Origin of the sequence: Melissococcus plutonius ATCC 35311, from assembly GCF_000270185.1 — a bacterium.
Classification (GTDB): Bacteria; Bacillota; Bacilli; order Lactobacillales; family Enterococcaceae; genus Melissococcus; species Melissococcus plutonius.
The window spans coordinates 146,012-170,013 of the sequence record NC_015516.1 but is presented as its reverse complement, the minus strand read 5'-3'; the positions used below and the strand labels follow the sequence as shown (position 1 = coordinate 170,013).

Annotated in this window: 22 protein-coding genes and 1 pseudogene; 5 read left to right on the top strand and 18 right to left on the bottom strand. The window is 31.8% G+C overall.

All coding sequences use genetic code 11. The features are described from left to right. Nucleotides 1–68: 68 nt before the first annotated feature. The 3 genes from MPTP_RS00810 to MPTP_RS00800 all read right to left on the bottom strand — a co-directional run bounded on the left by MPTP_RS00810 (nucleotide 69) and on the right by MPTP_RS00800 (nucleotide 4,879). On the bottom strand, nucleotides 69–1,217 hold the full coding sequence (locus tag MPTP_RS00810; RefSeq protein WP_013773110.1) for a cysteine desulfurase family protein: 1,149 nt from the start codon (nucleotides 1,215–1,217) through the stop codon (nucleotides 69–71). A gap of 644 nt (nucleotides 1,218–1,861) precedes the next feature. After that, nucleotides 1,862–3,598 carry a septation ring formation regulator EzrA gene (ezrA, locus tag MPTP_RS00805; protein ID WP_013773109.1) on the bottom strand — a complete coding sequence of 579 codons (1,737 nt, stop codon included), beginning with the start codon at nucleotides 3,596–3,598 and terminating at the stop codon, nucleotides 1,862–1,864. Between the two features lie 495 nt (nucleotides 3,599–4,093). Next, on the bottom strand, nucleotides 4,094–4,879 hold the full coding sequence (locus tag MPTP_RS00800) for a glucose 1-dehydrogenase (RefSeq protein WP_013773108.1): 786 nt from the start codon (nucleotides 4,877–4,879) through the stop codon (nucleotides 4,094–4,096). Between the two features lie 443 nt (nucleotides 4,880–5,322). Between MPTP_RS00800 and MPTP_RS00795 the strand changes: the two genes are divergently transcribed. Together MPTP_RS00795 and MPTP_RS00790 are read left to right on the top strand one after the other, a co-directional pair. Next, nucleotides 5,323–6,381, top strand: coding sequence for an AEC family transporter (locus MPTP_RS00795; protein WP_013773107.1), 1,059 nt, complete (start codon nucleotides 5,323–5,325; stop codon nucleotides 6,379–6,381). A 28-nt stretch (nucleotides 6,382–6,409) separates the two neighbouring features. Beyond that, the gene (locus MPTP_RS00790) at nucleotides 6,410–7,444 is read left to right on the top strand and encodes a 2-hydroxyacid dehydrogenase (RefSeq protein WP_048590068.1); all 1,035 of its coding nucleotides are present in this window, start codon (nucleotides 6,410–6,412) and stop codon (nucleotides 7,442–7,444) included. 179 nt (nucleotides 7,445–7,623) lie between these two features. On the opposite strand, the gene MPTP_RS00785 is transcribed toward MPTP_RS00790, so the two are convergent. Both MPTP_RS00785 and MPTP_RS00780 read right to left on the bottom strand, forming a co-directional pair. Further along, nucleotides 7,624–8,397: a response regulator gene (locus MPTP_RS00785; protein WP_013773105.1), complete on the bottom strand. Its 774-nt coding sequence runs from the start codon at nucleotides 8,395–8,397 to the stop codon at nucleotides 7,624–7,626. Further along, the gene (locus tag MPTP_RS00780) at nucleotides 8,394–10,025 is read right to left on the bottom strand and encodes an ATP-binding protein (protein ID WP_013773104.1); all 1,632 of its coding nucleotides are present in this window, start codon (nucleotides 10,023–10,025) and stop codon (nucleotides 8,394–8,396) included. The genes MPTP_RS00785 and MPTP_RS00780 overlap by 4 nt, the downstream gene beginning before the upstream one ends. A gap of 383 nt (nucleotides 10,026–10,408) precedes the next feature. Here MPTP_RS00780 and brnQ (MPTP_RS00775) point away from each other — a divergent pair, with 383 nt between their 5' ends. The 3 genes and pseudogenes from brnQ (MPTP_RS00775) to brnQ (MPTP_RS00765) all read left to right on the top strand — a co-directional run bounded on the left by brnQ (MPTP_RS00775) (nucleotide 10,409) and on the right by brnQ (MPTP_RS00765) (nucleotide 14,720). Next, the gene (gene brnQ, locus MPTP_RS00775; RefSeq protein WP_013773103.1) at nucleotides 10,409–11,773 is read left to right on the top strand and encodes a branched-chain amino acid transport system II carrier protein; all 1,365 of its coding nucleotides are present in this window, start codon (nucleotides 10,409–10,411) and stop codon (nucleotides 11,771–11,773) included. Between the two features lie 143 nt (nucleotides 11,774–11,916). After that, nucleotides 11,917–13,287: a branched-chain amino acid transport system II carrier protein gene (gene brnQ, locus MPTP_RS00770; RefSeq protein ID WP_013773102.1), complete on the top strand. Its 1,371-nt coding sequence runs from the start codon at nucleotides 11,917–11,919 to the stop codon at nucleotides 13,285–13,287. 112 nt (nucleotides 13,288–13,399) lie between these two features. Continuing rightward, a pseudogene (gene brnQ, locus MPTP_RS00765) lies at nucleotides 13,400–14,720 on the top strand (branched-chain amino acid transport system II carrier protein). 46 nt (nucleotides 14,721–14,766) lie between these two features. Here the strand turns inward: brnQ (MPTP_RS00765) and truA are convergent. From truA to rplO, 13 genes are all read right to left on the bottom strand, one after another. Further along, nucleotides 14,767–15,540 (bottom strand): tRNA pseudouridine(38-40) synthase TruA, encoded by a 774-nt coding sequence (gene truA / locus MPTP_RS00760; protein ID WP_013773098.1) that lies wholly within the window; start codon nucleotides 15,538–15,540, stop codon nucleotides 14,767–14,769. An 11-nt stretch (nucleotides 15,541–15,551) separates the two neighbouring features. Beyond that, the gene (locus MPTP_RS00755) at nucleotides 15,552–16,349 is read right to left on the bottom strand and encodes an energy-coupling factor transporter transmembrane component T family protein (protein WP_041363457.1); all 798 of its coding nucleotides are present in this window, start codon (nucleotides 16,347–16,349) and stop codon (nucleotides 15,552–15,554) included. Next, nucleotides 16,339–17,214, bottom strand: a complete 876-nt coding sequence (locus tag MPTP_RS00750) for an energy-coupling factor ABC transporter ATP-binding protein (RefSeq protein WP_013773095.1) — start codon at nucleotides 17,212–17,214, stop codon at nucleotides 16,339–16,341. The genes MPTP_RS00755 and MPTP_RS00750 overlap by 11 nt, the downstream gene beginning before the upstream one ends. After that, nucleotides 17,190–18,026, bottom strand: a complete 837-nt coding sequence (locus MPTP_RS00745) for an energy-coupling factor ABC transporter ATP-binding protein (RefSeq protein WP_013773094.1) — start codon at nucleotides 18,024–18,026, stop codon at nucleotides 17,190–17,192. Before MPTP_RS00745 ends, MPTP_RS00750 begins: the two co-directional genes overlap by 25 nt. Nucleotides 18,027–18,528: 502 nt before the next feature. Further along, the gene (rplQ, locus tag MPTP_RS00740; protein ID WP_013773093.1) at nucleotides 18,529–18,909 is read right to left on the bottom strand and encodes a 50S ribosomal protein L17; all 381 of its coding nucleotides are present in this window, start codon (nucleotides 18,907–18,909) and stop codon (nucleotides 18,529–18,531) included. Between the two features lie 153 nt (nucleotides 18,910–19,062). Beyond that, nucleotides 19,063–20,001, bottom strand: a complete 939-nt coding sequence (locus MPTP_RS00735) for a DNA-directed RNA polymerase subunit alpha (protein WP_013773092.1) — start codon at nucleotides 19,999–20,001, stop codon at nucleotides 19,063–19,065. A gap of 83 nt (nucleotides 20,002–20,084) precedes the next feature. Beyond that, entirely contained in the window at nucleotides 20,085–20,474 is a 390-nt protein-coding gene (rpsK, locus tag MPTP_RS00730; RefSeq protein ID WP_013773091.1) for a 30S ribosomal protein S11, read from the bottom strand. A gap of 27 nt (nucleotides 20,475–20,501) precedes the next feature. Beyond that, nucleotides 20,502–20,867, bottom strand: coding sequence for a 30S ribosomal protein S13 (gene rpsM / locus MPTP_RS00725; RefSeq protein ID WP_013773090.1), 366 nt, complete (start codon nucleotides 20,865–20,867; stop codon nucleotides 20,502–20,504). Between the two features lie 17 nt (nucleotides 20,868–20,884). Then, on the bottom strand, nucleotides 20,885–21,001 hold the full coding sequence (gene rpmJ, locus MPTP_RS00720) for a 50S ribosomal protein L36 (RefSeq protein WP_013773089.1): 117 nt from the start codon (nucleotides 20,999–21,001) through the stop codon (nucleotides 20,885–20,887). 31 nt (nucleotides 21,002–21,032) lie between these two features. After that, nucleotides 21,033–21,251, bottom strand: a complete 219-nt coding sequence (infA, locus tag MPTP_RS00715; protein ID WP_013773088.1) for a translation initiation factor IF-1 — start codon at nucleotides 21,249–21,251, stop codon at nucleotides 21,033–21,035. Between the two features lie 205 nt (nucleotides 21,252–21,456). Continuing rightward, the gene (locus MPTP_RS00710; protein WP_013773087.1) at nucleotides 21,457–22,104 is read right to left on the bottom strand and encodes an adenylate kinase; all 648 of its coding nucleotides are present in this window, start codon (nucleotides 22,102–22,104) and stop codon (nucleotides 21,457–21,459) included. 105 nt (nucleotides 22,105–22,209) lie between these two features. Further along, nucleotides 22,210–23,505, bottom strand: coding sequence for a preprotein translocase subunit SecY (gene secY, locus MPTP_RS00705; RefSeq protein ID WP_013773086.1), 1,296 nt, complete (start codon nucleotides 23,503–23,505; stop codon nucleotides 22,210–22,212). Continuing rightward, nucleotides 23,505–23,945: a 50S ribosomal protein L15 gene (gene rplO, locus MPTP_RS00700; protein ID WP_013773085.1), complete on the bottom strand. Its 441-nt coding sequence runs from the start codon at nucleotides 23,943–23,945 to the stop codon at nucleotides 23,505–23,507. The genes secY and rplO overlap by 1 nt, the downstream gene beginning before the upstream one ends. Between the last annotated feature and the right edge of the window lie 57 nt (nucleotides 23,946–24,002).

The window sequence follows — 24,002 nt, the reverse complement described above, 5'->3', positions numbered from 1 at the left end:
TTTATTTAATACTTTAATTGTTTTTTATAGCTAATTCTATCTAAATCATTTTTAAATGATTATACTACCTAACTATTGATCTTAGAAAATTTTTTATATAGTTGATGAAAAATAATCATAAATTGTTCAATTTCTGCCATTGTGTTATCTTCATCTAAACTAACCCGAATAGCAGAGGTTGCTAAATCATTTGGAAATTTCATTGCAGACAAAGTACTGCTAATTATCTTCTTTTTACTTGAACAAGCACTAGTAGTAGAAACATAAATTTGTTTTTCTTCTAATGCATGAACAAAGGCCTCACCGCGTACACCCTTTAAAGCAAAACATAAAATATTTGGAATAAACAAGTTTCCCTTTTTGGAAAAAATAGTCACTTTATTGTATTCTTCAAGTGCATCTACAAAATAATTTTTCAATGTTGTCATATGATTCGGTTGTCTCTCAATTTTAGCCATATAAAGACGTAACGCTTTAGCCATAGCCACAATAGCTGGTAGATTCTCTGTTCCACTACGTTGATTTTTTTCCTGACCGCCACCATTTAATAATGGTGCTAACTTTCGACCATTTTTCCAATAAATGAAGCCAATTCCTCTAGGTCCGTGGAATTTATGAGCAGAAATTGTTGCAAAATCTACCCTAGGTGTTAGCCATAGTTCCTTAGGTAGTTTACCAATTGCTTGCACGGCATCTACATGAAAATGCACGGTTGGAAAATCGTTTAATAATTCACTAATTTCTTGAATTGGTTGTATACTTCCTACTTCATTGTTAACAGCCATAATAGAAACTAAGATGGTATCTTTTCTAATCAATTCGGCTAACTGTTCTACAATTACCCGACCATTTTTATCTACTGGTGCATAGGAGATTTCAAAACCTAATTGTTTTAACTGATGTGCAGTTTCAGCAATGGCTGGATGTTCAATCGCTGAGATGATAATATGTTTGCCAAATACCTGTTTTTCAATTGCTGTTCCCTTAAGTACCCAGTTATTTCCTTCTGTTCCTCCACTAGTGAAGTATATTTCTTGTGATTGTACAGATAATAATTCACTAATTTGCTTTCTAGACTGTTCTAATAGGCGATTTGCCTGACTACCTAAGCTATGTAAACTAGATGGATTCCCCATAATTTGTTTGCTCGTTTTTATGTAAGTATCTAAAACTTCTGGATAAATCGAAGTTGTCGCACTATTATCAAAGTATATCATTATTTTTTACCCTTCTTTAATAAAAATTCTTTCCCATTATATACTTTCTAAATGCCAAGTTCAACAAGGTTAGTATTAACCCAATTCATCGAAAGATAGAATAAAGAATTGTTTCTACCCATTAATTCTAGTAAATACATTAAAATAAAGAAAATTTATTTCCCATTTTACCTCATCTTGAAAAGTACAAAATAAAGCAAGAAAAGAAATCTGAAATAGAACCTACTAAAATTAATTCAATTCTCTCACATACCTATTCTATATAACTATTAAGCATTTAGAATCAATACCATTTTAACTTCTTTATTTTTTATTTAAGTCATTGTTTTCAATGTGTAATAATTAAATATTATTTTAATTCAAACGATTTGAATAATCATAAAGCCTTGTCTTAATTTACTTTTATTTCTTTATTTCTAGGTGAGTGATTAGTTAAAATAAAATTAACTTATTAAAATTTGTACTTAACAAATAAATCGAAAGAAATGAAGAGGTCATTTCTTTCGATTTATTGTGGCTATTTTCATTCAAGAATAAAAGTAATTAACTTCAAATTACTTACCTTAGAAACTAGCTAAAATTATAAGAAACTAAAAAGTAAAACGAAACTATTCAATCAAGAAATAGTTTCGTTTAGCTATCTTTTAAACAGCAATTACTTCTGTATTGTCTAAATTCTTAAAATATAAACTTTCTATTCTTCTGAATGTACCTGGTTCAACATGCTCTAATGCTGTTCCAATTTCATCCAATGCATCTTGATAACGATATTCTTCAGAAAATAGTTGTAAACTTCTTTCCATTGCTCGTTGAATATTTTCATGCATATGTCGATAACGGTTCGCATATTGCATCATTTGTTCTGTCAATGCTGCAGCATTAATTAAATCTTGTGTTTTCTTTTCTAATAATTCTAAATCTTCCTCACACAGTTTACATTGCTTGTTAATTTCATCCATGTTAAGACGTATCTTATTCAAAGACTTACTCAATCCTTCAATATGATCTGTGACAACATAAAAGAATTCCAAATAGTCTGCTGATAATCCAGGCAATCGTTGTTTTTCAACATACCGTTTTAATGTGCGTAGTTTGAAATCATATTCATCTACTTTTCTTTGTGCTTCTTTCTCACCTTTGTGAAGATCTTTTAATGAATCGTCTATTTCTAATTGTTGATTTTCAATATCTTCCAATATTTTATAGCAATTTTTCAAGAAACTTTGAACTTCAGAATAGGGAATTGTATGTTCTTTTAATCTTGGCTCAATTGTTTCATACCGACGATTCAATTCTTCAATTTCAGTTTGAAATCCTCTTGAGCGTCCTACTTCATTGTGATTTAGTGTGTAGCTTTGTGAAGTATGATCTAACTCAACCGTTAATTGACGATTATTGTTCCATACATGAGCAATATAATTCCCAATCGTTTTTACATTTGTTAGTACGTATTTTTTTGCATTGATTTCTTTTTCCATGATTTCATACAATGCATCAATTTCGTTGGCTGTATCTCGATTGGCAACTTCTACTGCATCAACCTCGGTTTTTTCCAAATCACCTAAAGAATTTTCAACACGTTTTTGAACATGTTTAATTTTACTTTCCATATTTTGATTAGGAAAAACATAATGATCCGCCAACAGTTTTTTATATCCCTCACCAATTTCCTTTAATTGATCTTTAAAAGTATGGTCAAGTTCTTCATGTAAGGGAGGGATCCGTTTCATTAAACTGTCTAACTCATACGTATGCTGCTCTGCTTTTTCTAATATTTCACGAGCTTCTACTGGATCGCCAGAAGTGTTTAAAGTCACAAATTGGGTAAATTCGATTTCAACATTTTTCAATTGTTTTTGCAGTTCAGAATAAGCATTTCCAAAGTTTTCTTTCTCATTTTGTAATAGCTTATTTAGCTCTTCGTAAATATCTAATGCCTTTTGGACTTCAAGCGAATTACGTTCTTCACTATCACGTAGCTCTTTTAATCCATTACGAATGATTTCAACTTCACTTTCCATATTATGCATGGTTTGATTGGCTTCTGTTACTGCATTACTAGCTTTCATAAAACGGAAGGTCTCATTAAGATTTTCAACTTCATAAATCTGGCTTTCTAATTCTGCAAAGGAACGAGTAGAAAGATCAGCCCAACGCTGATTCCATTCACGAAATGTATTTTGACTTTGTCCAACTAAGTGCATTTTTTTTATTTCGTCAATTTCATCAAATATAGGTAAATCAAATAATGCTTCTTTTCTCTGCTCCAATTCATTGAGTTTGCTTTGGTTCTTCTTACGCATGAAATAGCCAACTAAGTATAAAGCTGCAGCAATAATAATAATAGCAATAACTACAATGACAATTAGTTTGTTCTTCATTCTAGCTCCTCCGTTGTTGATTTTCTTTCTTCTTGCTAATGTGTATGTTAAAACAAGTAATTATCTATCTCTTGTAACTTTACTTGTTTTATCTACAACCTACCTGTTTAGAAAGTTCAAAAATACCCATAAAAAATTATATCACAAACAGATGAATCATTCACTATTTAATTTGAAATTCTTAGGAATTTATTCTATCTCTAGATAGAATAATCATTGTTTATTCCTTAATTATTAAAAAACGTTGGTTTTATTCAATAACCATTTTTATTATTCATTGTCAATAATTCGTTGAAACCAAATAAATATACTAAATCATCAAGATTGATTTTTGATGATTTAGTATGAAACAAACTATTTTAATAGGATTAATTTAAAAATTTAACTGTCTTTAATTGATTTATTATCATTCAGCAAAATACGCATGACTATCAAACTTCTTTCCTAATTTTTATAATGATTTTGTTCTGTTATCTGATAATAGTGCTATTTATCTCAACCTTTGCCATTTTGAAAGGCTGGATATAAACTCATTCCACCATCGACGAACAAGGTAATTCCAGTTACATACTTTGCTTCATCAGAGATTAACCAGGAAGAAGCTGCTGCAATATCTTCTGGATCACCTATTTTTTTTAAGGGAATCATATCAAGTAACGTCTCTCTTTCGTTTGAATTATCCAACTTATTTTTATTCATAGCTGTTTTAATTGCACCAGGAGCAATGCCGTTAATACGAATTCCTCGATTTGCATATTCCATGGCTGTTGTTTGTGTAAAAAGTTTAATTCCTCCCTTACTTGCTGTGTAACTTGCAAAAGTTGGCCATGGAATTTTTTCATGAACGGAAGATATGTTTAAAATATTTCCCTGAATTTTATTTTTTAAAAAGAAATTTAATGCCATCTTTGTGCCTAAAAATGTACCATTTAAATTCAATTTAATTACTTTTTCCCACTCTTCTAAGCTAACTTGATGTGTTGCCTGTTGTTTTTCCATGCCTGCATTATTTATCCAAACATCCATTCTATGAAAAGACTCTTGTGCCGTATCTAATAATAACTGAACGCCTGCTTCTGTGCTAACATCTGCCTTTACTCCAACAGCTTTACCTCCATGAGCAATAATTTCTTTGACAGTTTCTTCTGTGTCTATCTCATCTGAATGGTAATTAAGAACGACAGCCATTTTTTCTTGTACCAAACGTTTAGCAATAGATTGACCAATTCCTTTCGAACTACCAGTAATAACTGCTACTTTTCCTTCCAAATCTTTATACATAGTAAGATAATTCCTTTCTATTTTTCATAATGGACCGTTCAATCATTTGTTTTTATTCTATCAAGCTTTTCTATCATTTAAAATATTAAAGTCTTGATTAGAAAAATGGTTAAAATTATTAATCAATTAAATAGAAATTTTTAAAATTCTTTTGTTTAAACGAAAATTTTCACATGACGAGAAGGACAGATAACATACCTAAAAATAAATCTAACTGTTAATTGTTAAAATAGTTTATTTGTCATCTAAAAATTTAGATCAAAGATTTAGTATGATCTTTATGTTTAAGTTTTTTTCTTTTATTGTTATATTAGTTATATTAGTTACAAAAGTTAATTTAATTTCATATTGTTGCTTTTATACACAACTATTTTAATATAGTTACTTGTAAAAGAAATTTTAATCCGCTTTATTGTGAATTAATAAACAATGAGGAATATTTAATGAATCTTCTAGATATTTTAAGGAAAACATTTACTAATATGGATATTATTAGTGCCATTACATCTACTGTTTCTATTATTTTAATCGGTTTTTATTGTCGTAAAAAAGGAATATTTTCTGATCAGGTCGGTAAAGTTCTTTCAAAAGTCGTTTTAACTGTTGCTTTACCTGCATTAGCTTTTAAAGCATTCATGCAAGATATTAATCCCGAGCTACTAAAACAAGGCGTGAATGTATTAATTTGGGGATTGCTTATTTATGTCATTCTAATTTTTGCTACCATCCCTTTATTTATTCGTTATAAGGGAGATAAGCAAGATACATTGCGGGTATTGACAATTTTTGGGTCTACTACCTTCTTTGGTACACCAATTGTTAGTACTATTTATGGTCCTGTAGGTGTTATGTATAGTTCCATCTTTAATATTGGCTATCGAATCTTTCTATATTCCTATGGTTATATTAAGATGAGTGGCTTAAAAATGGAATTGAAAAATCTTAAATCTATGTTTTTAAATCCCATTATTATCGCTACTTTCCTTGGTTTACTCATTTGGATATTTCAAGGATATCTGCCTCAAGTCAGTGCAGTTAATCTTGAAGGAAAAGTACAACAAGTGGCCTTTTTGCGTGTTGATTTAACTGCGCCCTGGTTGTTTAAACCATTGAGCTACCTAGCAGATCTCGCTTCACCTCTCGCTTGGTTATCTATTGGTGCTACCTTTGTAGAAGTTAGTATTAAAAAAGCTGCTACAGACAAGACTTCTTGGTATTATAGTTTTGCAAAAGTAATTCTTGTTCCTGCAATTAATGTTGTTCTACTAACCATTTTAACAGCCACACATATTTTGCCTGTTAGTTTTGACGCACTTGCAACAATTGTGATCATGATGGCAACGCCAGCTGCAACGGTAGCTGCTGCCTATGCAATCAGCTTTGATAAAGAAGCGGTACTCGCCTCAAATGCTTCTCTACTCTCTACGTTGAGTGCTGTTATTATGACACCAATCTGGATTATTATTTTAGAAGTTATTAAGAATACTGGTATATTTTCATAAATAAAAATAAACTGTATAGAAAATTAATATAAATTATAAAAAGAGAGAATATAAAAAAACGTTTAAAATTGCTTGTTACGGTGTACGACCAAATGAAGTTCCCTATTTTAACCAATTCAATAAATATGATTATCAGTTAACCTTCATTGAAGAATTGTTAACTCATGAAAACATTACAACTGCTAAGAATCATGATGCTGTTTTATTAAGAGGAAATTGTGTAGCCGATAAAGAAAACCTAGAAAAACTTAATGATTATGGTATTCGCTATGTTTTCACTAGAACAGTTGGTGTAAATCATATTGACTTAGCCGTTGCTGAAAATTACCATATGCATGTCGCCCGGGTTCCTTCTTATTCACCTAATGCTATTGCTGAACTTTCTTTAACTCTAGCAATGATGCTTTTACGTCATACAGCTTATGCGACAAATCGTACAGCACATAAAAATTTTATTGTTGATGAAACAATGTTCAGTAAAGAAGTTCGTAATTGTACAGTTGGAATTATTGGAACAGGTAGAATTGGTTTAACGGAAGCAAAACTTTTTAGTGGATTAGGTGCTCACGTTATTGGTTATGACGTTTATCAATCGGATGCAGCTAAAGAAGTCCTTACCTTTAAAACACAAGATAAATTATTAGCTGAAAGTGATATTGTTAGTATTCATGTCCCTCACATCCCAGGTAAGAATGATCAAATGATTAACCAAACATTTTTAGGTAAAATGAAATCTGATGCAATTCTCGTTAATACAGCACGGGGAGAATTACAAGATAATGAAGCAATTTTAACTGCTTTAGAAAATAATCAGTTAGCTGGATTTGGTACAGATGTTTTTGCAAATGAAAAAGATTTATTCTTTAAGGCATTTAAAATTGATCAGCCTCTTCCAGATCCCATTATCCAAAAATTAATCGATTTATACCCACGTGTGTTAGTAACTCCACATATTGGTTCAAATACAGATGAAGCATTGAAAAATATGATTACTACCAGTTTCGATAATTTTAATGATATTTTAACAGCTGGTATTAGTAAAAATGAAGTGAAACCTGCTTAATAAAAGTTAATTATCAGAGATTTTTAATAAAGACCGTTTCAATTAAGAAAAATTTCTAATTGAAATGGTCTTTATCTTTATTATGATTGATAGTTCACAAGATATTTGAAAAAAACAAAAGATCTTTAAGTAAATTTTTTATTAAAGTTATCTTTTCTAACCAAATTTTTTAATAGAAATTAATCAGTGAAATAATTAGAAAACATTTGTTGATTTTCCTTTTTCACCTTATACTTCATTAAGGGCCTTCCCATTTCTAAATAACAAATTACTTCTTCTAAAAATTGGCAATCCACCAAAAATTGCAGGTATTTTTTTGTCGATATTCTTGAGAGTTGAATAGCAATTGATAGTTCTTTGGTTGAAAATAGCGTTTCATTAATTGATAGTTCTTTGGTTGAAAATAGCGTTTCATTAAATGTTTCAATGCCTTGATAAACTCTTTTTAATGTTAATTTTGTTAGTCCTTTTGGTAAAATAATTCTATTTTTTTCAGTCTGGGTGGTTTCATTATTAAATGAATCAGAGGCATTTAAATAACGATCAAGTGTTGATTGATCTGTTTTATTTCCTTGTGTAGCATCTATCAATTTCAAATATTTCTCAACTGCAAACTGAAAACGTTCAAAGGTAAAAGGTTTAATCAAATAATCGATAGCACCATACCGAATAGCTGCCTTTACCGTTCCAACATCGTCAGCCGCTGTAATTAGAATCACTGCAATATTTTCTTTTTTGCTCATTCTTATCCATGAAAGTAACTCAATCCCTGTATCTCCCGGTAAAAAAATATCTAATAATAATAAATCTATTTCATTTAATTCAATAATTTTTCTTGCTTCACTGGCTGTTCGAACATTTTCAATTATTTTCATATTCGAGAATTTTTCAATAAAAGTTTGATTCAACATAGCTACCATGGGATCATCTTCAACGATTAGTACTTGAGTCAATTATTTTTTCCCTCCTTTGGCAATTCTAAATATACAGTTGTGCCACCTTCTTCCCTAGCTGAAAATTCAATCATTCCATTGTGCTGATTAATAATTTTTTTGACAATAGCTAATCCAAATCCACGATTTTTTCCTTTGGTTGAAACGCCAACTTGAAAAAGTTTGTGTTTAGTTTCATCTGTTATTCCTATACCATTATCACAAACAGTTAAAATAAATATCTGGCTTTCTTCCTCAAAAGTTAGATGAATCCAAACTGTTCTACTGGATTTATTACACAAGGTTGCTTCCTTTGCATTGTCTAATAGATTACCTAAAACTTGCAGTAATGCATGAATCGAATCATCAACTTCAATTTCAGGGATATAGGAATCAGAAGCAATGACCATTTCAACGTCTTGTTCTTTTGCTTCATTAATTTTCCCTAATAAAAATCCAGCAATTGCCGGCACTTTTATTTGTTTAGTAATAATGCCAACATCGGCTCTATAATGTTGATTTAATTGTTTAATAAAGCTTGATACTTCATCAAATTTTTTTAAATCAATTAACCCGGATACAACATGCAGTTTGTTTAAAAATTCATGAGTCTGTGCTCGTAAAGAATTAATATATTGTTCTGTGCCGCCTAATTCATCTAACAATTTTATTACTTCAGATTGGTCATTCAATGTTGCTACAACGCCAAAAAACTGATTCTTATTAAAGATTGGTGAAGCGCTAGCTATAACTTCAACCCCATTTAGATACATTGCTTGATTACGTATAATTTGTTTTTCCTCAAATGCTTTTTTAAATAATACATCATAAAGATTTTCATCCACCTGACTGCCAATCAAAGAAGTGGTTTCCAGATTTGATGAGGTTAACAATTTTTTTGCCTCTTTATTCATTAAAATGACTTCTCGATTTTGTGAAATAGCTAAAATTCCTTCATTAACTTCGTTTTCAATGATTTCTTTCTCAATTAATTGCGTTGCTATTTCTTCTGGTTCTAAGCCCAGTAAAATACCTTTTATTTTTCTCGCCAGAAAAATAGCACCAATAATACCAACAATTAATCCGACGCATAAAGCAAATAAAATTTTTTTCTGTGCATTAATGATTTGCATTTCAATTCTTTGTGTCGTTGAACCGACACAAACAGCACAAATTACCTTGTTATGAAAGGTCACCGGCACAAAATAGCGATAACCTTTTCCCAATACCCCATTCTTCTTTGAAAAAAATTCGTGACCAGCAAGTACTCGTTGCATATCTGGTTTATTTGAAAATGGCTGGCCTATATAGGAAGCATCAGTATGAGATAAACGGACGCCTTTTTTATCCATTACAACGATAAAATCGAGTTTTGCATCATTCGTAATATCCCTTGTAAATTGTTGAACAAATTGTTGCTTATCACCATACAATAAACCATTGCGAACTGTTTCACTTTTTGCAATAATTTTAGCTGTACTTGACATTTTTTCTGAAACTGTTTCATAATTTGTTTTCATTATGAAATTACGAATCAAGAATGCAGAAACAAGCAATGAAACAAGTGTTGAACAACAAACAAGCAAGATAACCGTCATTTGTAAATTAAAATGAATTGGCCAAATCCCTTGTTTCTTTTTACTATTCACATTGATTCCTTCCTTATTTACCAAAAAGTTAAACTTATTTTAATAAAATTTTCATTGATAAATTTTCTTCATTATATAATGATTTCTTGATCATGGCAATCTCTCTTAAATAATAAATATTATAAAATAATATTTATTCTATTTTATAACAATGAGATAGATTTAATTATTATTAAGGGTTCAATAATGCTCATTTTCTTCAACTAAACGCCATATTTAATTTTTAAAATTTTAGACTTATTAAATAGGTAGTTTTTTTATTTGATCTACCTATCTATTTAGTTTTTAATCATCTCTACATAAATTGAAAAATTCTTGGAATTTTCTTGCTATTGTTGATTTCTTCTGTTATTTTTATTAATAATTAATGAGAGGATGGTAATATGAAGAAAAAATTGACTTGGAAAAATTATTTATATGTGGGTTCTATGTTGTTTGGATTATTTTTTGGTGCAGGTAATCTTATCTTTCCTGTGCATTTAGGACAAGAAGCGGGTGCCCATGTGTTTTCTGCCAATTTAGGTTTCCTAGTTACAGGAATTGGTTTGCCATTTTTAGGAATTCTTGTAATGGGAATTTCACAATGTAATAGTTCTATTGAATTAGCAGAACGAATAAGTCGTCCGTACGCTTTAATCTTTACATTTATATTGACGTTAACCTTAGGGCCACTTTTCACTATTCCACGCTTAGCAACAACTTCTTTTGAAATTGGATTAGCGCCTTTTTTCCAAAAGAGTAGTCATACAGTAGTTCTCGCTGTATTTTCTGTTATATTCTTTTTATTTGCTTGGTTATTTTCAAAGAGTCCATCTAAATTATTGGATTATATTGGTAAGTTCCTAAATCCTTTATTTTTGTTTTTCTTAGCTATCTTGTTAATTTTAGCTTTTATTCATCCATTAGGCAATATCTCTTCTGCTCCAATTGGTGATGCTTATAGTACGAGTGCGTTTTTCAAGGGTTTTACTGATGGTTATAATACATTAGATGCATTAGGTTCTTTTATGCTAGCAGTTGTGATTATTTCAACAATTCGTGGGATGGGTGTTACTGAACCGAAAGACATTGCAAAAGACACTATCAAATCTGGAATTATTACAGTTATTCTGATGGGTGTTATCTATACGTTATTAGCTTATGTAGGAACCATGAGCGTAGGACACTTTGCTATCAGCTCAAATGGTGGTATTGCTTTGACACAAATCGCTACCCATTATTTGGGAAATGGTGGACTTGTTTTGTTAGCTACTATTGTTATTTTAGCTTGCTTGAAAACAGCAATTGGATTAATTACTGCTTGCTCAGAAACATTTATGAAACTTTTTTCAAACATTTCTTATAAATTTTTTATCCTATCGATTAGCATTTTTACCTGTCTATTCGCAAATGTTGGCTTAACAAATATCATTCAATTTTCTTTACCTGTACTCATGTTTTTATATCCGCTAACCATTACTTTAATGTTACTCGCTTTATTTGGCTCCTTGTTCAATAATCGAAAGGAAGTCTATCAAATAACAACATTATTTACCTTTTTTGCAGCATTTCTCGATATGCTAAATAATTCACCAGCTATAATTAGGGAAAGTCGCTTGGTAGTTCCCATCTTAGAAATGGCTGAAAAATATCTTCCATTGTTTTCTATTGGAATGGGATGGACTACTCCAGCAGCATTTGGCTTTATTCTAGGTATCTTATGGATCATTCTGCCAAAATATAAAATAAACTATCTAAAAAAATCTTAAAAATAATCATTAACTAAAAAATAATCTTAAACTAATACATAGGATGCTTTTTAATGAAACAGTGATACTATAAATTAAATTGATATATGTATAAACAAAGAATTCACTGATTTAATTAATAATTAAAAAAGGAGCTTTTCAAAATGAAGAAAGAATTAATCTGGAAAGATTATTTATATATAGGTTCTATGTTGTTTGGATTATTTTTTGGTGCAGGTAATCTTATCTTTCCTGTACATCTAGGACAAGAAGCAGGTGCCCATGTGTTTGTTGCCAATTTAGGTTTTATTATAACCGGCGTAGGCTTGCCATTTTTAGGCATTATTGTTATGGGAATTTCAAGAAGTGATAGCCTAATTGAATTAGCAGATCGTATTCATCATAGTTATGCTTTAATTTTTACGTTTCTGTTAACTCTAACGATTGGTCCATTGTTTGCTATTCCACGTTTAGCAACGACTTCTTTTGAAATTGGTTTCTCATCTTTTTTTCCAAAAGATAGTCACCCAGTTATTCTTGTTGTATTTTCAGCTATGTTTTTTCTGCTCTCTTGGTTTTTCTCAAAAACGCCTTCCAAATTATTAGATTATATTGGTAAGGTCTTAAATCCATTATTTTTATTCTTCCTAGCCATCTTGTTAATTTTAGCTTTTATTCATCCAATGGGCAATATCACTTCAGCTCCTATTGGTGAAGCTTATAAACAAGGCGCTTTTTTCAAAGGATTTACTGATGGATACAATACCTTAGATGCCTTGAATTCTTTTTTATTCGCAGTAGTTATTATTTCGGCAATTCGTAGAATGGGAATTACAGAATCAAAGGAGATTGCTAAAGATACCATTAAATCAGGTACCATTACAGTTATTTTAATGAGTATTATTTATACACTATTAGCCTACGTAGGTACTATGAGTATTGGACGTTTTCCTATCAGCTCAAATGGAGGTATTGCTTTAACTCAAATTGCTACCTATTATTTAGGTAAGGGTGGTCTCATTTTATTAACACTTATTGTTACTTTGGCCTGTCTAAAAACAGCAATTGGTCTAATCACTGCTTGTTCAGGAACATTTATGCAGATATTTCCCAAGTTTTCTTATAAATTTTTTATTACATTTATTAGTATTTTTGCTTGTTTATTTGCAAATATTGGCCTAACAAATATTATTCAATTTGCCTCACCAGTGTTAATGTTTCTATGTCCATTAACCATTACATTAATGTTACTTGTTGTCTGTGGTCCTTTTTTTAATAACCGAAAAGAAGTTTACCAAATAACGACTTTTTTTACCTTCCTTGCGGCTTTTCTTGATATGTTAAATCATATGCCTTCAGTTATTAAAGAGAACAATTTAGTGGCACCCATTCTACAAAGTGCATCAAAATATTTACCTTTATTTTCAACTGGAATAGGTTGGATAGTGCCAGCAATCGTTGGTTTTATTCTAGGTTTATTGTGGGTAAAAATTTTTCAAAATAAAAAATTAATCTTTAAAAAAATGGTAAAATAAAAGGTAGCATTATTTATCTAGCAACAAAGTTTTTAAATTTATTAATACAAAAAATAGGTTTTTAATACAAAATTGACTATTTCTCTTCATAATTAAAGAGGTGAAAGTATTTATGAAGACAAAACTAGCTTTAAAAGATTATCTATTTATTGGTCCCATGCTATTTGGATTATTTTTTGGTGCAGGTAATCTTATCTTTCCTGTGCATTTAGGACAAGAAGCCGGTGCTCATGTATTTATTGCCAATTTAGGTTTCATTGTAACTGGTGTTGGTCTTCCCTTTTTGGGCATTATTGTTATGGGAGTTTCTGAAAATGATGGCTTAATCGAACTAGCAGATCGGATTCATCATACTTACGCTTTATTTTTTACCTTTCTACTCACTTTAACAATTGGCCCTTTATTTTCTATTCCACGTTTAGCAACAACAGCCTTTGAAATTGGAATAGCGCCTTTTTTATCCAAAAATAATCAAGGAATTGTTTTGCCCGTATTTTCTATCATGTTTTTTCTATTTGTTTGGTTTTTTTCAAAAAATCCATCTAGACTATTAGATTACGTTGGCAAATTTCTTAATCCATTATTTTTATTTTTCTTAGCTATTTTACTAGTTTTAGCTTTTATACATCCCCTAGGTAGCATTTCCTCAGCTCCCATTGGTGAAGCATACAGACAAGATGCTTTTTTTAAGGGATTTACTGATGGCTATAATACATTAGATGCATTAGTTTCTTTCTTGTTTGCTGTTGTTATTATTTCAACCATTCGTTGAATGGGAATTACTAAACCAAGAGAGATTGCAAAAGATACTATTAAATCTGGTATCATTACTGTTATTTTAATGGGTATTATTTATACCCTATTAGCCTGTGTAGGAACAATGAGTATTGGACGCTTTGCTATCAGTTCAAATGGTGGCATTTCTTTAACACAAATTGCCACTTATTATTTAGGGAAAGGTGGGCTAATCTTATTAGCTATTATTGTTATTTTGGCTTGTTTAAAAACAGAGATTGGTGCAATAACTGCTTGTTCAGAAACATTTGTACAGTTATTTCCTCAGCTTTCATATAAATTTTTTATTATAGCAATTAGCATTTTTGCTTGTCTTTTTACCAATGTTGGATTAACAAATATCATTCAATTCTCGTTGCCTGTATTAATGTTCTTATACCCATTAACCATTACTTTACAGAAAAGAAGTTTATCAAATGACAACGCTTTTTACTTTTTTTGCAGCTTTGCTTGATATGCTAAATAGTTCGCCAATAATCGTTAAGGAAGGTCGCTTAGTTTCACCACTTCTTCAAATTGCTGAAAAGTATTTACCTTTATTTTCTGCTGGACTCGGTTGGACAGTTCCAGCAATCATTGGTTTTATAGTCGGTCTTTTATGGATAGCTATGCCAAAACATAAAAGATTCAATGAATAAAAATAGCATGAAAATCATACAAAACCGATAGCTATTATTTTTAAAGCTATCGGTTTTGTATAGTTTTCATGCTATTTTCTTCGTAAATAACTTGAACAAGGTACAATCCTTCTGGATGTGCAGTGGGTCCAGCCAAACGACGATTTTTTCCTGCAATAATTTCTGGAATTGCTGTTTCCTTTATTTTTCCTTGACCGATTTTTAACAGGGTTCCTACAATAATTCTTACCATTTTATATAAAAAACCATTTCCTCTAAAGGTAAAAATAATTTCATCTTCTGATGTTTGAGAAACAGATGCTTCATAAATCGTTCTTATTTTGCTATCTACCGAACAACCAGCTGCACAGAATGAAGTAAAATCATGTTCTCCTAATAAATCAGGCAATGCTTTTTCAATTTTAGCTAAATCGATCGAATGTGGAAAATAACTAGCATAGAAACGTCGAAAAGGATCTCTAGTTTTGCCAGTATCAATTTTAAATTGATATGTTTTTTCTATAACATGATACCGAGCATGGAAGTTATTAGATACCTCTTCAATTTTTTTTACCGAAATATCTGCTGGCGATTGGGTGTCTAGAGCAAATCTTAATTTCTCAACGTCTCTTGCTTTGAGATAATCGAAATGAATAACCTGGCCTAAAGCATGAACACCTGCATCTGTTCGACCAGATCCAAAAATAGTGATTGATTGATTGTTATTTAATTTATAGAGCGTTTTTTCTAATTCATCTTGTACAGTACGTCCATTGATTTGTGATTGAAACCCATTAAAGTTTGTTCCATCATAAGCAATTATTGCTTTATAACGCGGCATAACTATTTCCCCTAACTTCTTAATATAAATAATCCAACTGTTAATAAAACAAAAAACAGCAAGACAACTAGATCATTTTTATGCCAATATAATATGCGATATCTTGTTCGTCCTTCTCCTCCCTGATAGCCTCTAGCTTCCATAGCAGTTGCCAGATCTTCAGCACGGTTAAAACTACTAACAAATAAGGGAATCAATAAAGGAATAACAGCCTTCATTTTTTGAATTAAGCTCCCCTCACCAAAATCGACACCACGAGCACGTTGCGCATTCATGATTTTTTCTGTTTCATCCATCAATGTTGGGACAAATCTTAAAGCAATAGATAACATTAGGGAAACCTCATGAACTGGAAAGCGAATGACTTTAAGCGGACATAATAGATATTCTATGGCATCTGCCAATGCTAATGGGGATGTTGTTAATGTCAAAAGCGTCGACATAAATATAATTAATACAAAACGACAAAAAATGAGTAATCCGTTTGCTATACCATTAAAGGTAAGTGAAAAAATTCCCCATTCCCAGTATGTTGTTCCTCCACGTGTAAATAGTATCTGTAATGAAACAGTAAAAAGAATAAGCCAGAGAAGTGGTCGAATTCCTCGAACAAAAAAGGCCAAATTAATTTTTGATAAAAGAATTGCTAAGAAAGTAAAAACTGCTAACAATAAATAAGTTTGCCAATTGTTTGCCAAAAAAATAATAAGAATATAATAAAAACTGGCAATTAACTTTGTTCGTGGATCTAGCGTGTGTATGAATGAATTACCAGGAATATAGCGACCAAAAATTAGTTTATTCGTCATTTTTTTTCACCCGATTTTTCATATAATTTATTATTTCACTAGCTAGTTCATTCTCAGTTAATGGTAATGTTGAAAAAGCCATCCCTTTCTTGAGTAATTTATCAGCAAATTCGGTTGCAGGTGGAAGTCCTAAATGTTTCTCTTTTAACCAATCAACCTGCTGAAATACTTCTTTAGGTGAACCGGATTTAACAATTCTTCCTTTCTCCAAAACAACAATTTGATCAGCAAAATTTGCTGCACCTTCCATTAAATGTGTTACCAGTATAATAGTTATTTTCTTTTCCTGATGTAATCGCCAGAACATTTCCATTATTTCTTTTCTTCCTTGAGGATCTAATCCTGCAGTTGGTTCATCTAAAACCAATACTTCTGGCTCCATTGCCAGCACACCTGCAATAGCTACCCGACGCATTTGTCCACCAGATAATGAAAAAGGAGACCTAGTTAAATAACTTTCATCTAAACCAACATATGAAAGCATTTTTTCTGCTAATAAATTCGCTTTCTTTTCAGGAACACCAAAATTTTTGGGACCAAAAGCAATATCCTTTTGCACGGTTTCTTCAAAAAGCTGAGATTCCGGAAATTGAAAAACAATACCAACCTTTTTTCGAATAGGCTTTAAATTTTTATTATTTGTTTCTGATGTAATTGTTCTCTCACCAATGATTACCTTACCTGTTGTTGGTTTAATAAGTGCATTTAAATGTTGTAATAAGGTAGATTTTCCGCTACCTGTATGGCCAATGATTGCTGTGTAGGAACCTTCTTTAATGGTTAGATTAATATCATCTAATGCTTGTTGCTCAAAAGGTGTGTGTGGTTGATAGGTAAATCCTACTTGTTCAAAACGAATGTCCATAACCAATCCACCAACCTTTCTTCTGGTAAATACTCTTCTGGTAATTCAATATCATATTTTTTTAGTGCTTTTTTCAATTTTTCTGAGAATGGAATATCAAGTCCCCAGTTTGCTAACTGATCTTCATTTGCAAAAATTTGTTTAGGTGTATCTACTTTGATTAACTCACCTTGTTTCATAACTAAAATTCTATCTGCATGTGTTGCTTCAGAAATATCATGTGTAATAGAAATAACCGTTAGATTGTTTTTCTCCTTTATAGCACGAATGGTAGCAATTACTTCCTCTCTACCTTCTGGATCTAACATGCTAGTTGCTTCATCTAAAATGATGATAGCAGGACGTAATGCAACAATACCTGCAATGGCTACTCGCTGTTTCTGTCCACCAGACAGATGTGCAGGTTCACGTGTTACAAATTCTGTCATACGGACTTTCTCTAAAGCATTTTTTACTCGTAATACCATTTCATCTCTTGGGATTCCTTGGTTCTCTAACCCAAAAGCAATATCATCTTCGACCGTCGCACCGACAAACTGATTGTCAGGATTTTGAAAAACCATACCAACCTTTTGACGTATTTCCCAAATATTTGCTTCATTTAATTTATTTCCATCAATGATAACATCACCTTCATCAGGTAATAATAGACCATTAATTGTCTTTGCTAAGGTAGATTTTCCGGAACCATTATGTCCAACAATTGCAATCCATTCGCCTTTTTTAATAGAAAAAGAGATATTTTTCAATATCGGTGTATCTTCAGGCTGATAACTAAAACTAATATTTTTTAATTCAATAATTGGTTGCATTGTTCACTCCTTAAATAATTTATTCTTACTAACCCTATCAAAAAATACAGACTTTTTCAATTTAAATTTTTATCTAGTCATTAATAATGCATATAAAATGAGTTGTAATTCTTAAAAATATGGATTAAAAACCCTAAGTAAATTTTTATTCAATATAATTGGGCCAATGTTCATAGGATCTTGAAATTAATTATATTTTAATTAAAAAATAAAAATATAGTTTACTATTTAAGGATACAGCAATAACTATTCAATTAAAACATATAAAAAATTTAAAAATCTATAAGTTAAATAAAAAAGTTATAAGACAAGAAAATAAAATTCTTACCTATATAACTTTTTTAGTTATTATATTCTAATTAAAAAACAAAAAAACACCCTATATGATGAGCGTTCACCTGCAAAGCTTTTCTTTGCAGGTGAAGCTGAGCTAGACTCGGAGTTACCTCCAACATCATAACACTCTAAAAGAATCATCTATAAAGTGAAAAATACATCCATATTAGACAAGTTCCAAGATTACCATAGGTGCAGCATCGCCACGTCTTGGTTCTGTTTTTAAGATACGTGTATAACCGCCCTTACGTTCTTCATAACGAGGTGCTAAATTATTAAATAATTTTTGCAATGCTGATTCAACAACAATTGTATCTTCTTCTTCATGCACGCTAGCAACTTCGTTACGTACAAAAGCAGCTGCTTGTCTACGAGCGTGAAGATCTCCACTTTTACCTAAAGTAATCATTTTTTCTGCTGTTGAACGAACTTCTTTTGCACGAGCTTCTGTCGTAACAATTCGTTCATTAATAATTAAATCAGTCGTTAAATCACGCAACATTGCCTTACGTTGACTAGATGTGCGTCCTAATTTACGATAACTCACGTAGGGTACCCTCCTTCGTTTCTTTTCATTACAAACTTACAAATAGTTTGCAAAACCGCTAGACTATTCGATAAAATAGTTGCTTTTACTTATGTAGTCTACTACGGATAATTAGTAATTAAAACAACTAATTAGTTATATTTGTAAACAGTGTTAATCATCTTTACGTAAGCCTAAACCTAAGTCATGTAATTTTAACTTCACTTCTTCAAGAGATTTACGTCCTAAATTACGTACTTTTATCATTTCTGGTTCAGATTTATTTGTAAGTTCTTGTACGGTATTAATACCTGCACGTTTTAAACAGTTATAGGATCGAACAGATAAATCTAGTTCTTCGATTGTCATTTCTAACATTTTCTCTTTTTGCGTTTCTTCTTTTTCAATCATGATCTCAGCATTTTTTGCTTCATCTGTTAGATTAACAAAAATATCTAAATGTTCAGTCATAATTTTTGCTGCTAGACTTAACGCTTCTTGAGGAATGATAGAGCCATCTGTCCATATTTCCATTGTTAATTTATCAAAATCATCATGTCGACCTACACGTGTATTTTCTACTTGATAGTTCACACGACGAACTGGTGTATAAATAGAGTCAACTGGGAGAACACCGATAGGCATATCTTCCTTTTTATTTTCGTCAGCTTGAACATAGCCACGACCTGGTTTCACTGTTAAACGAGCATGGAAAGTAGCTTTTTCCGAAACGTTGCATATAACCATATCTTTATTAAGAATTTCTACATCACTGTCAACAATAATATCACCGGCAGTTACTGTAGTAGGTCCTGTAATATCGATTTCAAGGGTTTTTTCTCCTTCACCATATAGTTTTAATGCTAGGCCTTTAATATTCAAAATAATTTGGGTCACGTCTTCTCTAACACCTGGAACGGTTGAAAATTCATGTAAAACACCATCAATTTGAATATTGGTAATAGCAGCTCCTGGTAAAGAAGATAATAAAATACGACGTAGAGAATTTCCTAAAGTAGTTCCATAGCCTCTTTCCAATGGTTCTACAATGAACTTACCATAATCTCTATCTTCATCAATTTTTTTAATTCTTGGTTTTTCAAATTCAATCATTCTTATCTATACCCCTTTCAAAACGAAAAGTGTCTTGTTCAATGACCTTTTTTTCATTAACTCAAAATGAGTGACGCTTATTATTAAACACGACGGCGTTTTGGAGGGCGACATCCATTATGAGGGACTGGAGTTACGTCACGAATTGCTGTTACCTCTAAACCAGTTGCTTGTAATGAACGAATTGCTGCTTCACGTCCAGAACCTGGTCCTTTTACGGTAACTTCAACAGTTTTCAATCCATGTTCCATTGCTGCTTTAGTTGCAGCTTCTGCAGCCATTTGAGCGGCAAAAGGTGTTGATTTTTTACTACCTTTAAAACCCAAAGCTCCTGCTGATGACCATGCCAAAGCGTTTCCGTGACTGTCAGTAATCATTACAATTGTATTATTGAATGTAGAATGGATATGTGCAATCCCTGCTTCTATATTCTTTTTTACACGGCGTTTACGACTAACTTTTTTTACTGCCATGAAGTTCTAACCTCCTTCACTTAGGAATTATTTTTTCTTGCCTGCTATCGTACGAGCTGGACCTTTACGAGTACGTGCATTGTTTTTAGTATTTTGTCCACGAACAGGTAATCCACGACGATGACGAATACCACGATAAGAACCAATTTCTATTAAACGTTTAATGTTTAGGTTTACTTCGCGTCTAAGATCGCCTTCAACCTTTAAATTGTCCACTTGTGCGCGGATCGCATCTGTCTGTTCATTGGTTAAATCACGTACACGAACATCTTCAGATACACCAGCATCTGCCAATATTTTTTTTGCAGTAGTATTTCCAATACCATAAATATAAGTAAGTGAAACTACTACACGTTTATCACGAGGAATATCTACTCCTGCAATACGAGCCATATTTCCTACACCTCCTATTATCCTTGACGTTGTTTATGTTTTGGATTTGCTGAGCAAATGACCATAACACGTCCATTACGGCGAATTACTTTACAATGTTCACACATTGGTTTTACTGATGGTCTTACTTTCATGATAATACCTCCTTGATTTTACGGAGTACAATTATTTAAAGCGATAAGTGATTCGACCACGAGTTAAATCATATGGCGACAACTCTACAGTTACCTTATCTCCTGGTAATATTCGAATGTAATGCATACGAATTTTTCCAGAAACATGAGCAAGTACTTCATGGCCATTTTCTAATTCAACTTTAAACATTGCATTCGGCAAAGTTTCGACGACTGTACCTTCAATTTCAATCATATCATCTTTTGCCACGCACAGTACCTCCTTGTACTTGTTTCGCGTTTTCACACGATAAAACGGCGGAAACTCCAGCTCCCACCAGAAAATTCAACTAAACAATTCTCAATTTAATTTGTCATAAAGCCTATAATACGGACCGATTAATTATATCACAAATGACTTTAATTGGCAAGAAAAACTGAATACAACAATGGTAAACTGTGAAGAATGATTCGTGTTATTTATCAATAATTTTATTTATTTCTGAGGAGACAACATCAATATCATTATTGCCATCAACCTTATACAATACTTTCTGATTATCATAATAATCAACAATTGGTAGGCTATTGTTAATATTGACAGTTAAACGTTTTTTGACCGTTTCTGGTTTGTCATCTTCTCTTTGATAAAATTCATGACCACCACAACGATCACAAGTCTCATCAGTTTGTGGTGGATTGAAAATCTTATGATATGTTGCGCCACAAGAACGACACATAAAGCGTCCAGCCAAGCGTTCAATCAATAATTCTTCATTTACATGAATATCGATAACAGCATCTATTTTTTTATTTAAATCTTTCATAATGACATCAAGTGTTTTTGCTTGATCAAGCGTTCTTGGAAACCCATCCAACAAAAACCCTTTTTCTGTGTCTAGTTGTGCCAAGCGTTCTTTTACAATACCATTTGTTACTTCATCTGGTACCAGTTCGCCCTTATCCATATATGATTTTGCTTTTAATCCCAGTGCTGTTTTATTTTTCATTGCTATTCGAAACATATCACCAGTTGAAATATGAGGAATATTATAAGCAGCAATAATTTTTTCTGCCTGTGTTCCCTTTCCAGCACCTGGTAAACCCATTAAGATGAGATTCATTTGTTTTCCTCCCATTTTCAAAGACAGACCTATTTTATAAATAAGTGAGTCAAACTATATGCGAGAATGGTGTTGAGGAATAACCTCAACACACAATTCTAATTCTTATTTGTTAATAAAACCAACGTACCGACGTTTTAGCATTAGTCCTTCTAATTGTTTTGCAGTTTCAAGAGCTACTCCAATTACAATTAATAAACTGGTTCCCCCAAGACCTATAGATTGAGGTAATTTCCAGATCATTTGAGCAATAATTGGTAACAAAGCAACTAGTCCTAGAAAAATAGCTCCTACAACACTTAATCGCATTAACACACTGGAAACATAACTCTCAGTTCCCTTGCCTGGTCTAACACTTGGAATATAACTACCTTGTTTTTGTAAGTTTTCAGCTAATTTCTCAGGATTTACTTGTACGAATGCATAGAAAAACGTAAAGGCAACGATTAATACAGTATAAACAGTTGCACCAGGTACTGTATTATAACTAAAAATTTTAGTCATAACATCGTACCAACCTTCACCTGAATATTTTGTAAATGCCTGCAAAAGTGCATTCGGTGTCGCAATTAATGAACTGGCAAAAATAACAGGAATAACACCTGCAGCATTAACTTTTAAAGGTAAATAACTGCTTGTTGGTGCACCAGTCATTCGTTTTGTATATTGAATTGGTATTTTTCTTTCTGCTTGTTGAAAAAAAGTTACAAACGTAACAATAACCAAAATTGCAATAATTAAAATCAGCATGAAGATAACAGATTGCCAAATTTTGGAAGATTCAATATTGATAAAATAATCATCCACTAAACTTTTGATCGAATCTGGTAATCTTGAAATGATTCCTGCAAAGATAATCATAGAAACACCATTACCGATTCCCTTCTCAGTAATCTGTTCTCCTAACCAAGTAACAAACATTGTCCCTGAAGTTAGAATAACAGCAATCATAACAAAAGTTCCAAAAGAAGGATGTTTAACAATTCCTGTCTGACTTAAGCTATTAAATCCAGCCGTAATTCCCATAGATTGAGCAATACCTAATACGATAGTTAGGTAACGTGTTGCTTGATTTAATTTCTTACGTCCTACTTCGCCTTGTTTTGACCACTCAACGAATTTTGGTACAATGTCCATTTGTAATAATTGAATAATAATTGAAGCAGTAATATAGGGAGAGACACCCATTGAAAAAATTGAGAAATTTTGAATGGCACTACCACTAACCATATTCAACATATTCAAAAATGGAAGATTACTTAAATCGGATAATCCCTTCGCATCTACTCCAGGAACGGTAATATGTGTTCCTAATCGGAACACAAATAAAACAAACAAAGTGAAAAAAAGTTTTGATCTAATGTCTTTTACCTTAAAAGCGTTATTTAATAGTCGAAACATTAAATCACCTCGATTGAACCACCAGCAGCTTCAATAGCTTTTTGAGCTGATTTAGAGAATTTTGCCACTTTTACGTTCACTTTCTTTGTTAATTCCCCGTTAGCAAGCACTTTTATCCCTGCTTTTTCATCTTTAACAATTCCTTTTTCTTTCAAGATCACTGGTGTTATTTCAGCACCATCTTCAAATGTATTTAATACATCTAAGTTGATCACAGCATAATCCTTACGGTTAATATTTGTAAATCCGCGTTTTGGTATGCGACGGAATAAAGGAGTTTGTCCACCTTCAAATCCTAAACGGATACTACCGCCTGAACGCGCTTTTTGACCTTTTTGTCCACGACCAGAAGTTTTACCATTGCCGGATGAAGTTCCACGTCCAACACGATTGCGTACATGACGTGATCCTTCAGCTGGTTTTAATTCATGAAGTTTCATTAGTTTGGCACCTCCTTAATAATCTCTATTCATTAATTCCTTAATTGTTTAACGGCA